This window comes from Jiella soli, assembly GCF_020615385.1.
Lineage (GTDB): Bacteria > Pseudomonadota > Alphaproteobacteria > Rhizobiales > Rhizobiaceae > VKMB-3413.
This window is the reverse complement of record NZ_JAJAVB010000016.1, coordinates 49332-63668: the sequence shown is the minus strand read 5'-3', so window position 1 is coordinate 63668 and position 14337 is coordinate 49332. Positions and strand designations below refer to the sequence as shown.

Here is a 14337-nt window from a genome sequence, read left to right as displayed (position 1 = left end):
GACGTTAGCAAAACCGCTCGGGTTCGCGGCTCGCCATGAGCTTGGAAAAGGGCTGTCGCACCGCATTCCGGCACGCCGCCGGGCGAAGTCTGCAGGTCCCGCAGAAGCCCTTCCTTTCTGGCGATTCGGCGACCCGGCCGAGTGGCCGAATCGCCGCGACGTCTTCTCGCCGGGAGGCGTACGGGTCGTCGTGGACGGCCCGGAGGAGAGCCCGACGGCCGCGTCGTCTTTAGAGTTCGCCCTTGGCCATCCGCCCGGCGATGTGGTCGGCCTGGCGCAGCGCCAGGGCCACGATGGTCAGCGTCGGGTTCTCGGCCGCGCCCGAGGTGAACTGCGAGCCGTCGGAGACGAACAGATTGGGGATGTCGTGCGTCTGCCCATACCGATTGACGACGCCATCCTCCGCCTTCTCACTCATCCGGTTGGTGCCGAGATTGTGGGTCGAAGGATAGGGCGGCGTGTGGATCGTGCGGACCGCGCCGACCGCCTCGTAGATCGCGCTTCCCTGCCTGTAGGCGTGGTCGCGCATGGCGTTGTCGTTCTCGTGGTCGTCGAAATGGACGTCCGGAATCGGCATGCCGTGCTCGTCGGTTTCCTCGGCGAGCGTGATCCGGTTGTCCGCCCGCGGCATATCCTCGCCGACGATCCACATGCCGGCCATGTTCCGGTAGTTGTCCATCGCGTCGGCGAAGTCGCCGCCCCATTTGCCGGGGTCGAGGAACGCCGCCATGAACGGCAGGCCGAGCGACAGCGTCTCGAATTCGTAGCCGCCGACGAAGCCGCGCGCGGGGTCATGGCGTGACTCGTCCCGGATGATGCCGGCCATGGTCGTGCCGCGATACATATGCACGGGCTTTTCGAAGATGCCGTAGACCGAGCCGGTCGTGTGGCGCATGTAGTTGCGCCCGACCTGGCCCGACGAGTTGGCCAGCCCGTCCGGAAACTTCGACGAGTGCGAATTGAGCAGGAGCCGCGGGCTCTCGATCGAGTTGCCGGCGACGGCGACCACCCTCGCCTTCTGCAGGTGCTGCTTGCCGTCCTTGTCGGCGTAGACGACGCCGGTCACCTTGCCGGAAGCATCGTGCTCGATCCTCAGGACCATGGAATCCGGCCGCACTTCGAGCTTGCCGGTCGCCTCGCCCTTCGGGATCTCCGCGACGAGCGTCGACCATTTGGCGCCGGACTTGCAGCCCTGGAAGCAGAAGCCGATCTGCAGGCAGGAGGACCGGTCGTCGCGCGGCACCGAATTGATCGCCATGCGCCCGGTATGGACCTCCTTGTAGCCGATCTTCTTGGCCCCCGCCTCCATCACCTTGAAGTTGTTGTTCCCAGGCAAGCCGGGAATGCCGTTGGTGCGCGTCACGCCCATCCGGTCCTCGGCCATGGCGTACCACGGCTCCATTTCCTTCAGGTCGATCGGCCAATCGAGCAGGTTGGCGTCCTTGACCTCGCCATAGTGAGTCTTGGTCTTGAACTCGTGCTCCTGGAAGCGCAGCGAGGCACCGGCCCAGTGTACGGTCGAGCCGCCGACGGACTTGACGATCCAGGCCGGAAGATTCGGAAAGTCCGTCGACACCCGCCAGTCGCCGGAGGTGCGGCGCTTGTCCTTCCAGGCGAGCTGCGCGAAGGAATCCCATTCGTCGTTGATGAAGTCCCAGGTCTCGTGGCGCGATCCAGCTTCGAGGATCACCGTGTCGATGCCCTTGAGCGCGAGTTGCGTGCCAAGCGTGCCGCCGCCGGCGCCGGAGCCGATGATGACGACCACGCTGTCGTCGTTGAGATCGTAAGGTGCTGACATGCCGTTTCCTCCCGAAGCCGTCGGGACGAGCCGCCTCCTCGCGACCCGAGCCCCGCCCCTTGTTCCTGAAGCCTTTTGGAGACGTCTTCCGTCCGGCCTCAGAGCCAGTCGATGTCGTCGAATCCGCGCTCGATGTATCCGCCCTTGTCGGCGGAGGCGCCCTCATAGCCGAAGATTGGCCAGAGATCCTTCTGGTTGTAGAGCCCGACGATCAGGTTGGAGCGCACCTTCTGGAAGAAGGGCTCGTCCTCGATCGCGGTCAGGATCGCCGCCCGGTCGGCATCGCTGGCGAGCGACTTGTAGTCGCCGCCCTTCCCCGACGCCGCCTTATTGAGCGCGGCGACGCCGTCCTCCAGGAGGGCGAGATCGGCTTCCGAAGCCCTTGCTGCCTGGTCGAGGGTTTCCACCGCCTTGACGTAGTAGCTGTCATCGAGGCTGGCATGCGGATAGCAGTCGCGCGACATCTGGACGAGCGTCGCGAACGTCTCCGGCTGGGTCGAGCGCGGCATCTGGCTCCAGGCTTCGCCGACGATCAGGCCGGACGGCATGATCGTCATGGCGATGAGCCCGGCGCCCACCTTCAGGAAACGGCGCCTGTCGGGCGCGACCATGGATGTGGCCATTTTGCATTCCTCCCTTTGTTGTATCGTCTGCCGGCGGTCCGGCTACCGGCCGCCGATCCCCTCCTCGGGACCGCCACTCCCTGCCCCGGGCCCTCAGGCCGTTCCGCCTCACTTGAAGCGACCGCCCCGCTCCAGAACCTCGATCTTGTAGCCGTCCGGATCCTCGATGAAGAAGAAGCGGGCGAGATGCCGGCCTTCGTGACTGAGCTCCTTGATGTCCTTCGGCGAAAGCCCGGCCTGGCGCATGCGCTCGTGCTCGGCGGCAAGGTCTCCGACCGAGACCGCGATGTGGCCGTAGCCATTGCCGAGATCGTAGGGCTCGGTTTGCGCCTTGTTCACGGTCAGTTCCACCTCGTGCTCGCTCTCGGGATTTGAGAGGTAGACGAGGGTGAAGGTCTCGAAGTCGTAGCGGCCGGCCAGCGTCAGCCCGAATGCCTTTTCATAGAAGTCTCGCGACCGCGCCTCGTCGAGAACGCGGATCATCGTATGGATCGTTTTCGCCATGCTCGCCCCTTAACCAACTCTCGGCGCGCCCTTCGCCGGACGCGTCGACCTCCTCGAGGATCTTCGGTGCGAGGGATTCTCGAGCGGCCTGTGACGCGGGCCACGACGGCGCATCCTCCTTCGACACCGGCTTGATCCGCCAGTTAGGAACGAGTCTAGGCGGGCCGGCGAAGGCATTGGTAGTATGATGATAATACAGGCCGTTTTTGCCCCGCGACGGTTTGCCCTCACCGACGCAAGGAGCGTCCCGCGCGCGTTCTGAGCCGCCGTCCGGCGGTCGTCTGGTCAGCGCCGGCGACGAGCTGCCAGTCTTCAGATGGCGATTCCGTCTGCAGCCCGCGCAGCGCGGCTCAGGCGATCTGCCGCCGGGCGGAAACTACCTCCTGGCGAGCCGGGCCGGCGGCATCGAGCGCTGGCCAGGATGGCGCGGTCGCGGAAAGGTCGCCATTGGCCCGCTCCAGATGGGTCAGACAGGCGCAGCGCAGCAGCGATGTGAAGTTGCGGGCCTCGTCGTGAAGCTCCAGCACTTCCTCGTGGAGCGTGGTCAGGAACTTGGGCAGGCTCAGCCGCTGAGAGGCGGCGAGGTCCTCGAGGATCTGCCAGAAGACTGCTTCGAGCCGAATCGACGTCGCATGGCCGGACAGGCGCATGGAGCGGGTCTCGCTCTCGTAGAGATGTACGGGGATGCCTGCAAAGAGATGGCACATGGCGGTTCTCGGATTCGTCTTCTTCCTGCTCGAATGCAGTAAAGGCGCAATCCCGCCGTCTGACAAGCTGCGGCGCCGCATGCCTTGCCGCCATACAGGTATCCTCGCCTCCGGCCGGCTCCGGCCGCCGCCGCCGGCACCCCGCGCTCACATGTGCTCGGCCAGCTTGCGTGACAGCTGCCGCCTCTTGCGGCGCGAGCGCAGCTGACGGGTCTCGACCCTCGACGGGACGATGCGGCTGCCGTTCCCGCTGTCCCACTGCAGTTGGAAATATCGTTCGGCGCCGACCGGCCAGTGCTCCGGGCCGTAGAGCGCGACGACGATGATCTCCAGCCCCCTGACGGCCTCGACGTTTGGAATCTTCGGCTGGTTCTCGATGAGGGCTCGCAGAAGATCGTCGAAATGGCCGATGTCGAGATAGCTGCCGGTGCTGAGGCTGCCCTGCCGCATGACCGAGCGCGGGTCGGTGCCGAGATCCTCGGGAAGATCGCGAAGGTCGGTGAGCGCCAGCTCGACACTGTCATCCTTGGTCACCAGCGTGGCGATCAGGCTGGTCACATAGATCGGCTCGGCGCTCATATTGGTAATCAGGCAGCGCGAATGGATGCCCGACCCCGCGCCCCTTGTGATCAGGATCGAGGAACTGCGCTGCCGGCGATATCCGTTGAGAAGGAGCTGCAGATAGACGACCCAGACGAGGAGCATCGCCGCGTTGAGCGCCAGGTTGACGACCGAGCTATGTTCCGACAGCCACTGCAGCATCGGCTTTCCGCCTTGTCCGCTTCATCAGGGACCGGCCCGTGAAGGCCGGCCGTTTGCCAGATGCGACGAAGGCGGCCGGGAGCAAGCCATTGTTCGGTGGCTGTGCCCCGAAACGCGAGGCGAGACTGGTCCCGGCTAGGCCCAGGGACGACTCTCGGCCAGCTTCTGCTCGTAGTCGCCGATCGCGTCCGCTTTCTCCATCGTCAGCCCGATGTCGTCGAGCCCGTTGAGGAGGCAATGCTTGCGGAAGGGGTCGATGTCGAAATGGATCGAGCCGCCGTCCGGGCCGGTGATCGTCTGCGCCGCAAGATCGATCGTCAGCCGCGCATTGGCGCCGCGCTCGGCATCGTCGAACAGGAGCGCCAGCTGCTCCGGCGTCACGCGGATCGGCAGAACGCCGTTCTTGAAGCAGTTGTTGTAGAAGATGTCCGCGAAGGAGGTGGAGATCACGCAGCGGATGCCGAAGTCGAGCAGCGCCCAGGGGGCATGCTCGCGCGAGGACCCGCAGCCGAAATTGTCGCCGGCGACCAGGATCTCGGCATTGCGATAGGCGGGCTTGTTGAGCACGAAGTCCGGATTTTCCGAGCCGTCGTCCTTGAAGCGGAGTTCGGCGAAGAGCCCGCTGGCGAGCCCGGTGCGCTTGATGGTTCGCAGATAGTCCTTCGGGATGATCATGTCGGTGTCGACGTTGACGATCGGCATCGGGGCGGCGACCCCGGTCAGCGTGTCGAACTTCTGCATGGCGTACATCCTGGCTGTCGAAACGAACGGTACCGTGGATACCATGGCGTCCGGCCGAGGCAAACTCTTCGGCGAGTGGTTCGCGCTCGGGCAGGAGCATTGGAGATCTTTGGCAGGACCGGCCGGGCGGGCGGGGGCGCGGGTCCGAGGGAGGAGGTCGGACCCGCGCGACACAAGCGGTCGGAAGTCGGGAGGGGAGCTCTGACCGCCTGCACCACGGTCGACCGCATCCCGGTGCGGCCACACTCACTGGTCGCGAACGGCGCATCGCGATGCCCTTGCAAGGCCGGATGAGGAGAGATCGTTCCCCGCTATCGGCCGGAAGCTTGTCAGGCGGCTACGCGCTTTCGGCTAATATGCTGAAATTCAATGCAGCGACATTAACGGGCATGGACTGTTTGCGGGAGATCGGCGACAAGCCCGTCATGACTGCGATACCCCGCCCCCGCCGCTCGCTTCTCTTTGTTCCCGGCTCCAACGCCCGCGCGCTGCAAAAGTCCGGCACGCTTGCCGCCGACGGCCTGATCTTCGATCTCGAGGACTCCGTCGGGGCGGCCGAAAAGGACGACGCACGCGAGAAGCTGCGCCTGCACCTTGCCGAGACCAAGGTCTCCGGCGAGCGCATCGTGCGCATCAACGGGCTCGATACCGCCTCCGGCACCGAGGACCTTTTGATGGCGCGCGGTGCCGGCGTCGACGCGATTCTCCTGCCGAAGGTCGAGTCCCCCGCCGTCATCCACCAGGCCGCGGCCGCCCTCGACGACATGGATGCGCCGGCCCACTTCGCGATCTGGGCGATGATCGAAACGCCGCGCGGCATTCTCGAAGCCGACCGGATCGCCGCGGAGGGCGCCGAACGCCGGCTCGCCGCCTTCGTCGTCGGACCGAACGACATCCAGCTGGCCACGCGGATCGCCCCGCAATCCGACCGCTCCGAACTCCTGCCCTGGCTGATGCAGATCGTGCTCGCCGCCAGAAGCTCCGGCCTCGCTGTCCTCGATGGCGTGTTCGCCGACCTCGGCGATCCGGACGGCTTTGCGGCCGAGTGCGCCGCCGGCCGTCGCATGGGGTTCGACGGCAAGACCCTCATCCACCCCTCGCAGGTCGAGCCGGCCAATGCCGCTTTCGGTCCCTCGCCGGAGGCGCTCGCCGCCGCCGAGGCCGTCGTCGCGGCCTTCGCCGAGCCGGCGAACGCGGCAAGGGGCGTCATCCAGATCGACGGCCGCATGGTCGAGCGCCTGCATCTGGAAGAGGCGCGGCGCCTCCTTGCGCTGCGCGACATGATCCTTCGACGTGAACAAAAAGGCACGAGATGAAACTCTACCGCTTTCTCACCGGACCCGACGACTCCTCCTTCTGCCACAAGGTCAGCTTCGCGCTGTCGAAGGGCTGGGATCTCTACGGCGAACCGTCCTATGCCTTCGATGCGGCGAGCGGGGCGATGCGCTGCGGCCAGGCGGTGATCAAGAACGTTCCGCGGCTCGACTACGACCCCGAGATGAAGCTCAGCGAACAGTAGCCGCGGGGCCGTAGGGGCCCGACGGGTTTCGGCGCGCTAAGCCGGAACGAAGCGCTCCCTTCACCGCTTCCCCGTCTTTGCCACGTGCAGACGGGAGACCGGAAATGGCACATTCCAAGATGGTGGTGGACCATGATGAGATCAGGTCCTTCGCCGAGAAGACCGGTGGCAAGCCCTCGCTGGTCGCCGACACCGAAAACAGCGGCAAGGGCCCGGGCGTTTTGCGCTTCGACCACGGCCGCGACAATGACGGCCTGGAAGAGATCTCCTGGGACCGGTTCTTCGAGATCTTCGAGGAACAGGAACTGGCGCTGATGCTCGATGATTCCGGAGACAACCCGAACTTCAACAAGTTCGTCAGCCGGAAATGAGGGCCGAAAGGGCGATCTCCGCGCCTTTGCGGGTGGCTCGCGCCGCATGACAAGAACTCGGCGCCGCCGGCGCATCGTCCCGGCGGCGTTCGCCATCCTGGCGCTGATCGCCGCAGCCGTATTTACCGGGGTGGCCGTCCCGCGAACGGGGCCGTATGACGCGGCGGAGGCCGGCGGCGAGCAGCCGGCGGAGAAGATCCTCGTCCTCGCCAATCCCATCCACACCGACATCGCACTTCCGGCCAGCCCGGAACTCCGGCAGCGCTTCGGATTCCTCCGCGCGGCCGGACTTCCAATCGGCCGGCCCGATGTCGCCTTCCTGGTGATCGGCTGGGGCGGACGGAGCTTCTATGTGGCGACGCCGCACTGGTCGGATATCCGGCCGTGGCCGGTGCTGAAGTCGTTTTTCGGCGATGCGTCCGTGCTGCATGTCGAGTTGACCGGAGCGATCGGGACGACGAGCCCGAACGTTCGCGAGATCGCGCTTTCGGCCGATGCCTATGCCGAGCTCCTCGACGGCGTCGAGACGAGCTTTCGGCGCGGCCCCGACGGCGCGCCGATCGCCCTCGCCGCCCCCGGCTATGGCGACTTCGACCGCTTCTACGAGGCGCGGGGCACCTTCCAGGCGTTCGCCGGGTGCAACACCTGGACGGCGGCGATGCTGCGCCGGGCCGGGCTTGCGACCGGCCTGTGGACGCCGCTTCCGCCGCTGCTCTTCCTCTCGCTCGATCTGCACGATGGCGCCGTGCACCGGCCATGAAGGCCGCCGACGCTCAGTCCGCTTCCGCCTCCAGCGCCTCCATGTCGTCGTCGGACAGGCCGAAATGATGGCCGATCTCGTGGACGAGGACGTGGCGGACGATCTCCTGCAGGCTGTCCTCGTGCTCGGCCCAATAGTCGAGGATCGGCCGGCGATAGAGCAGGATGCGGTTGGTCATGGCACCGGTCACCGGCACGCCCATATCGCCGATCGGCCGGCCCTCGAAGAGGCCGAGCAGTTCGAACGGGCTCTCGATCCCAAGTTCCGCCAGCACCTCGTCCTCGGCAAAATCGGCGACGATGAAGCGGATCTCGCCGCAAAGGTCGCGGAATTCCTGCGGGAGCTCGCCATAGGCCGCCACCGCCATGGTCTCGATCTCCTCCAGCGTCGGCGCCTTCATCGTCCGCCGGCTCCGTCCTTGGACCTGTCGTCTCGCGTCATCGCCTGCCCCGTCCAGCTTGTGTTGTCGACTGGCATGTAGGCAGCGGACCCGGCGGCTTGAAGGCCGAGCCAAGCCGCGGGCCGATGGTACCGAGGACGCGGTGCGAAGGGCGGTGGCGAGAGGCGTCTCACCACCTGCCGACGATCGGCGCCTCACTGGAAGTTCCGCCCCTTCGGCAGCACCTGCCGGATCATCGGCGATGCGGCCGCAGCGGGTCCCGCATTCGCGGCGGGCCGCAGATCGGGCCTGCGGCCGGAAGATGCGCCGAAGCCGCGTCCTTGGCCGATCGGCCGGCGCACCTCGTCGGCTCTCGCCAGCGCCGCGCCGAGCGAGGCGGCTGCCTCGGCGCTGGCCGCCAGCTCGCCGTTTTCCGGCCGGGGAATGCGGGCGCCGGAAGGGCGGCGCAGCGGCGCCCTCACATGGTCGCCCGGCGCGATCGCACCGGCGCTGAAATCCTCGCCCGCCGCGATCGGCGCGAGCAGCGGGGTCAGATCCTCCAGCCGGTCGGCGACAACATGGATCACGCCGTGGTCGGACTGCATCCGGCCGGTGACCGCGACGAACCGGGCGCCGAGCACAAGCGGCCGGAAGCGCTCGAAGATTTTCGGCCAGACGATGACGTTGGCGACCCCCGTCTCGTCCTCGATGGTCATGAAGATGACGCCCTTGGCCGAGCCCGGCCGCTGGCGGATGAGGACGATGCCGGCGACGGTGACGCGCGAGCCGGAGCGCATGCGCTCAAGTGTCTCGGTCGGCACCATGCGACGCCGGTCGAGTTCGCGGCGCACGAAAGCGACCGGATGCGCCTTCAGGGACAGGGACAGGAAGCGGTAGTCGGCGATCACCTCCTCGCCCGGCAGCATCGGCGGCAGATAAGCGTCCGGCTCGCACTGGAGATCGGTGGCGGCCGAAGCCGCGCCTTCGAACAGCGGCAGCCGCTCGGCAGCACCATTGGGATCGAGCGCGCGGCAGGCCCAGAGGGCATCGCGACGCGCAAGACCCAACGAGGCGAAGGCGTCGGCATCGGCGAGCCGCTCGATCGCGGAGCGCTTCAGGCCCGAGCGCAGCCAGAGATCGCGGACGGAATCATAGCCCGCCCCGCGCGCGGCGACGAGCGCCGCCATCTCGGCCTCGGCCAGGCCCTTCACCTGCCGGAAGCCGAGCCGCACCGCATGGGTCGTGCGGATGTCGCCCGCCATCTCGCGGTGGCGCGACTTGATCCGCGCGGGATCGAAGCCGCCCGGCTCCAGCGTCTGGTCCCAGAGGGAGGCGTTGACATCGACGGGGAGAATTTCGACGCCGTGCTCGCGGGCGTCGCGCACGATCTGGGCCGGGGCGTAGAAGCCCATCGGCTGGGCGTTGAGCAGCGCGGCGGCGAAGACGTCCGGGTAATGGCATTTCAGCCAGCAGGAGGCGTAGACGAGGAGCGCAAAGGAGGCGGCGTGGCTTTCGGGAAAGCCATATTCGCCGAAGCCCTCGATCTGCTTGAAGCAGCGCTCGGCGAAGTCGCGTTCATAGCCACGCGCCACCATGCCCTCGACCATCTTCTTCTGGAAGGTGTGGATCGTGCCGACCCTTCGGAAGGTCGCCATAGCCCGGCGCAGCCGGTCGGCCTCGTTCGGCGTGAAGCCCGCCGCGACGATGGCGATCATCATCGCCTGCTCCTGGAACAACGGCACGCCGAGCGTCCGGCCGAGCACCCTTTCGAGGTCCGGGCTCGGATAGGTGACCGGTTCGAGCCCCATCTTCCGCCTCAGATAGGGATGGACCATGTCGCCCTGGATCGGGCCCGGCCGCACGATCGCGACCTCGATGACGAGATCGTAGAAGCAATCGGGCCTGAGCTTCGGCAGCATGGTCATCTGCGCTCTCGACTCGATCTGGAAGACGCCGAGCGTGTCGGCCCGCTGCGTCATCCTGTAGGTCGGCTGGTCGTCCTGTGCCTCCGACAGCTTTGCCAGCGTGATCCTTTCGCCGTAATGGGCCTCGAGCAGGACGAAGGCGCGGCGCAGGCACGACAGCATGCCGAGCGCCAGGATGTCGATCTTCAGGATCCCCAAGGCGTCGAGGTCATCCTTGTCCCATTCGACGATGGTGCGGCCCTCCATCGCGCTGTTGAGGATCGGCACGACCTCGTCGATGCGGCCCCTGGTGATGACGAAGCCGCCGACATGTTGCGACAGGTGGCGGGGGAAGCCGGCAAGCTCGGCGGCATATTTCAGGACATTGGCGGTGGTCGGATCGGCGGTGGACAGGCCCGCGGCCTGCGCCTCGCGCTCGCCCATGTCGGAAGAGGAATAGCCCCAGACCGAGCCGGACAGCGCCGAGACGGCGTCCTCCGACAGGCCGAACGCCTTGCCGACCTCGCGCGCAGCCGAGCGGGCCCGATAGGTGATGACGGTCGCCGCCAGCGCGGCGTTGTTCCGCCCGTAATGCTCGAAGATGTACTGGATCACCTCCTCGCGCCGCTCGTGCTCGAAATCGATGTCGATGTCCGGCGGCTCGCGCCGGTCCGAGGAGATGAAGCGCTCGAAGAGAAGGCCCGCCCGCTCCGGCGAGACCTCGGTGACGCCGATCACGTAGCAGACGACGGAATTGGCCGCCGAGCCGCGGCCCTGGCACAGGATCCCCTTCGAGCGGGCGAACTCGACGATGTGGTGGACGGTCAGGAAATAGGGCTCGTATTGGAGCTCGCCGATGATCTTAAGCTCGTGCGCGATCGTCGCCGAGACGCTTTCCGGCACGCCCTGCGGATAGCGCCACTTCGCCCCCGCCTCGGCGAGGAGACACAGTTCTTCGGCGGGCGTGCGCCCGCGCTTCAGGGCCTCGTCGGGGTATTCGTAGGACAGGCTCTTCAGGTCGAAGGAGAGTTCGGCGAAGAACCGACCGGCCGCCTCGACCGCTTGCGGAGCGGCGGAAAACAGCCGCGCCATCTCGCCCGCCGGCTTCAGATGGCGCTCGGCGTTCCGCGACAGGCGCTTGCCCGCTTCGGCGAGCGGCACATGCTCGCGGATCGCCGTCATCACGTCCTGCAGCCGGCGCCGGCCGGGCGCGTGGTGGAAGACGTCGTTGGTCGCCATCAGCGGCACGCGGCAGTCTCGGGACGTCCGAGCCGCGCGGGCCAGCCGGCGCTGGTCACGCCCGTCATAGGCCGGTGCGGCGGCGAGACGGACATGGCAGGAAAAGGCCTCCTCAAGCCGGACGAGCGTCCCGGCGATGCCTTTCTCCAGCGCCGCGACCGCGTCCCCCTCGCCAGCGCCCAGACTGGCCGGCGCAAGGACGGCGAGGTTCAGCCCCTCGCCCCAGTCTAGGAGATCGTCGAGGAAGAGGCGGCAGTCGCCCTTTTCGGTTCTCAGATTGCCGAGGCTGAGGAGCCGGCAGAGCCGGCCCCAGCCGGCGCGGTCGCGCGGATAGGCGAAGACGTCGGGCGTGTCGTCGGCAAAAACCAGCCGGGCGCCCGGCGCAAAGGCGAGCCCCGCCTCCTCGGCCGCCTGATAGGCCCTGACGACCCCCGCGACGGTGTTGCGGTCGGCGAGGCCGAGACCGGCAAGGCCCAGGCGATGGGCGGTGACGACGAGTTCCTCCGGCTGCGAGGCGCCCCTCAGGAAGGAGAAGCAGCTCGCCGCGCCGATCTCGGCGAAGGCCGGCTCCCCGGCAGCGCGCCTCATGCGAAGACCCCGTGGAGATACCAGACCGGCCGCGGATCGGGCAGCTGCAGCTCCGGATCGAGGGCGGGATCGCCATAGCCCTCGCGAAACAGCCAATAGCGCCGGCCCGCCTCGTCCTCGACCCGGAAATAGTCGCGGAGCGCCTCGCCCGCCTCCCGCCACCATTCGGCGGCGATCCGCTCCGGCCCTTCGGCGCGGCGCACGACATAGAGGACGCGCCGCCAGCGGAAGGTCATCGGCGCGCCGTCCGGCACGACGAAGCTCGCCTCGATCCGCTCCGGCACGGCGAGAAGCCGCACCGGCCGCGGTGCGGCGGCACCGGGCAAGAAGGCCTCGGCCGCCGCACCGATGGCGATGCCCGCGCCCGCGGCACCCACCGGCCGCCAGCATTCGGCCCGCTCCGGCCGATGGCTATCGACCGGCACGACCTGCAAGACGCTCGCGGGCCCGAGCCGCGCGCCGAGCCGGTCGACCAGGCCGGCGAAGGCGTCCGCCTCGTCGTCCTCGCCGGACAGGCCGGTCTGGACATCCGGCAGCGGCTCCAGCGCGAAGGCGGCGAGCTTGACGAGATCGTAGCCGAAGCCGGCGTCGAGTTCGTCGCCGACGCTCTTCAGCCGCTCGCGAAACAGCCGGCCGATGCGCTCGGGCCGGCGGATCGGCCGGGAGGCCCCGGCGGACAGGCGGTTCACCACCCCGTCGACGCGAAACAGCGAGAGTTCGAGCCGGCGCGCGCCGGCGCCGCGCTTCTCGAGATCGGTCTCGAGCCGGGCGGCCAGCATGAGCAGCACCCGCTCGATGTCCTCGATCAGGCTGATCGGCTCGAACAGCCGGCGCTCGGCGGCAAGTTCAGGCACCGGCCGGCGCGGGCTGAGCGGGCGGCGCGCCCGGCCAGCCGCCTCGTCGAGCCGCAGGATCAGATGCTTGCCGAAGCGCCGGGCGAGCCCCGCCCGCGGCAGATCGAACAGGGCGCCGACGGTCTTCAGCCCGAGCCGGGCAAGCATGGCCGACAGATCGCAATCGAGCCGCAGGGCGGCGAGCGGCAGAGCCGCCACCGCGGCTTCCTCCGCTCCCGCGGGAACGATCCGATCGCCGCCGCGCGGTCCCCGCACCAGCGCCATGGCCGCGCCGGCCTCGCTCGCCAGCGCGGCCGCGGCTGCAAACCCCTGATGGAACAGCCGCGCGAGAAGGTCGTCCATCAGCGCCTTTTCGCCGCCGAAGAGATGGGCGCAGCCGGAAATGTCGAGCACCAGCCCGTCCGGCAGGTCGAGGGCGACGAGCGGCGTATAGCGGTCGCACCAGTCGGCGATCGCCTCCAGAAGCCGCCGGTCGGCCTCCGGCGCCGCCGGGCGGACGACGAGATGCGGGAACCTGGCCCTGGCTTCGGCAAGGCCTGTGCCGGGGGCAAGGCCCGCCGCCTCGGCCCATTCGCAGACGGCCGAGATGCGGTTGGCGCCGGCGACGCTCTCGTAGAGCGCGAGCGGCGCAAGGCCTGCCTCGCTTGGCGCCCCCTCCTCCGCATGGCTGCCGCGCGCCCCGCTCCGCGGCTCGTAGCGGGCCCGGTTCGCCGGCGCGAAGGCCGCGGCAAAGCCGGCCCGGGCGGGACCCGTCCGCTCCGGTTCGCACCCGTCGGCGCGGGCCGGCTCCTCGGCTGCCGCCCCCTCACGACGCCCGGCGGTCGAACGCCACGACCGTCCGAGCGTCTCGCGCCGGATCCGGTCCGTCGACAGCCGCGCCAGCCGGACGGCGAGATAGCGGCTCGGCACCGGCCGGGCGAACGAGACCGAAACGTCGCTCATCGGGGTTCCACTCCAGAAGACATGTCTGCGGGCGGCCGTCGCGGGACTTTTCGACGGTGACGGAAAAGACCGGATGGCCGATCAGTCTCGCCTCTCCGGCAAGATCGGCGACGGGGGCGGCGGGGTCCGGGCGGATGCGCAGGCGCATCGGTGCCGCGGTCGCCTCGGCCCGCGCGCTCTGGCGCAGGAGGAGGAGCGGCACCCCGGCTTCGCGGGCCCGCAGATGCAGCCGGCGGGTGCCCTCCAGGGCGAGCCGCGAGGGATTGCCGCGCACCTCCAGGATCGCCAGCCGGATCGCCGAACAGGCCGCCGCCTCCTCCCCCGCCCAGGCGGCATCGGCAAGCCGGCGGGCGCGCACCAGGACCAGCGCGGCCGGATCGAGGCCGAAGCCGGCAAGGCCCGGCCCATAGGGCAGGCCGGCCTCGGCGAAGGCGGCGCCGTCGGCGATCCACAACAGCGGTCGGAGCGGACTGGCGCCGAGCCGGACGGCAAGCGCCAGGGCAAAGCCGGCGAGCGTGCCGCCGTCGCGCGCCTCGTCGAGATGGATTTCGGTGAGGCCCGCGGCGATCAGGCCGCCGCCGAGGGCGGCATCGATCTCGGGCGCGCCGAGCGACAGGCGGGCCGCGGCACGGTGCCGCAGATGCGG

13 protein-coding genes and 1 pseudogene are annotated in these 14337 nt (G+C 68.5%); 4 read left to right on the top strand and 10 right to left on the bottom strand.

The features are described from left to right. Positions 1-229: 229 nt before the first annotated feature. The 6 genes from LH400_RS09810 to leuD form a co-directional block, all read right to left on the bottom strand. Entirely contained in the window at positions 230-1798 is a 1569-nt protein-coding gene (locus LH400_RS09810) for a GMC family oxidoreductase (protein WP_229152498.1), read from the bottom strand. A gap of 98 nt (positions 1799-1896) precedes the next feature. Then, positions 1897-2421: a gluconate 2-dehydrogenase subunit 3 family protein gene (locus LH400_RS09805; RefSeq protein ID WP_229152497.1), complete on the bottom strand. Its 525-nt coding sequence runs from the start codon at positions 2419-2421 to the stop codon at positions 1897-1899. Positions 2422-2529: 108 nt separating this feature from the next. Further along, positions 2530-2925, bottom strand: coding sequence for a VOC family protein (locus LH400_RS09800; protein ID WP_229152496.1), 396 nt, complete (start codon positions 2923-2925; stop codon positions 2530-2532). 350 nt (positions 2926-3275) lie between these two features. After that, positions 3276-3632: a ribbon-helix-helix domain-containing protein gene (locus LH400_RS09795; RefSeq protein WP_229152495.1), complete on the bottom strand. Its 357-nt coding sequence runs from the start codon at positions 3630-3632 to the stop codon at positions 3276-3278. A 147-nt stretch (positions 3633-3779) separates the two neighbouring features. After that, the gene (locus LH400_RS09790) at positions 3780-4394 is read right to left on the bottom strand and encodes a hypothetical protein (RefSeq protein ID WP_229152494.1); all 615 of its coding nucleotides are present in this window, start codon (positions 4392-4394) and stop codon (positions 3780-3782) included. A gap of 135 nt (positions 4395-4529) precedes the next feature. Continuing rightward, positions 4530-5135, bottom strand: coding sequence for a 3-isopropylmalate dehydratase small subunit (leuD, locus tag LH400_RS09785; protein WP_229152493.1), 606 nt, complete (start codon positions 5133-5135; stop codon positions 4530-4532). 425 nt (positions 5136-5560) lie between these two features. Here leuD and LH400_RS09780 point away from each other — a divergent pair, with 425 nt between their 5' ends. The 4 genes from LH400_RS09780 to LH400_RS09765 all read left to right on the top strand — a co-directional run bounded on the left by LH400_RS09780 (position 5561) and on the right by LH400_RS09765 (position 7785). Next, entirely contained in the window at positions 5561-6451 is an 891-nt protein-coding gene (locus LH400_RS09780) for an HpcH/HpaI aldolase/citrate lyase family protein (protein ID WP_229152492.1), read from the top strand. Further along, positions 6448-6654 (top strand): DUF1737 domain-containing protein, encoded by a 207-nt coding sequence (locus LH400_RS09775; RefSeq protein ID WP_229152491.1) that lies wholly within the window; start codon positions 6448-6450, stop codon positions 6652-6654. The genes LH400_RS09780 and LH400_RS09775 overlap by 4 nt, the downstream gene beginning before the upstream one ends. Before the next feature lie 104 nt (positions 6655-6758). Then, positions 6759-7025 (top strand): hypothetical protein, encoded by a 267-nt coding sequence (locus LH400_RS09770; RefSeq protein ID WP_229152490.1) that lies wholly within the window; start codon positions 6759-6761, stop codon positions 7023-7025. A gap of 46 nt (positions 7026-7071) precedes the next feature. Further along, positions 7072-7785, top strand: a complete 714-nt coding sequence (locus LH400_RS09765) for a TIGR02117 family protein (protein WP_229152489.1) — start codon at positions 7072-7074, stop codon at positions 7783-7785. A gap of 13 nt (positions 7786-7798) precedes the next feature. Here the strand turns inward: LH400_RS09765 and LH400_RS09760 are convergent. The 4 genes and pseudogenes from LH400_RS09760 to LH400_RS09745 all read right to left on the bottom strand — a co-directional run. Next, a pseudogene (locus tag LH400_RS09760) lies at positions 7799-8226 on the bottom strand (metallopeptidase family protein). 153 nt (positions 8227-8379) lie between these two features. Beyond that, complete coding sequence (locus LH400_RS09755; protein ID WP_229152488.1) at positions 8380-11895, bottom strand: error-prone DNA polymerase; 3516 nt, start codon at positions 11893-11895, stop codon at positions 8380-8382. Then, positions 11892-13658: a Y-family DNA polymerase gene (locus LH400_RS09750; protein ID WP_370638373.1), complete on the bottom strand. Its 1767-nt coding sequence runs from the start codon at positions 13656-13658 to the stop codon at positions 11892-11894. Before LH400_RS09750 ends, LH400_RS09755 begins: the two co-directional genes overlap by 4 nt. Next, positions 13555-14337: ImuA family protein (locus LH400_RS09745; protein WP_229152487.1), on the bottom strand; the 783-nt coding region annotated here is incomplete at its 5' end. The genes LH400_RS09745 and LH400_RS09750, both read right to left, overlap by 104 nt.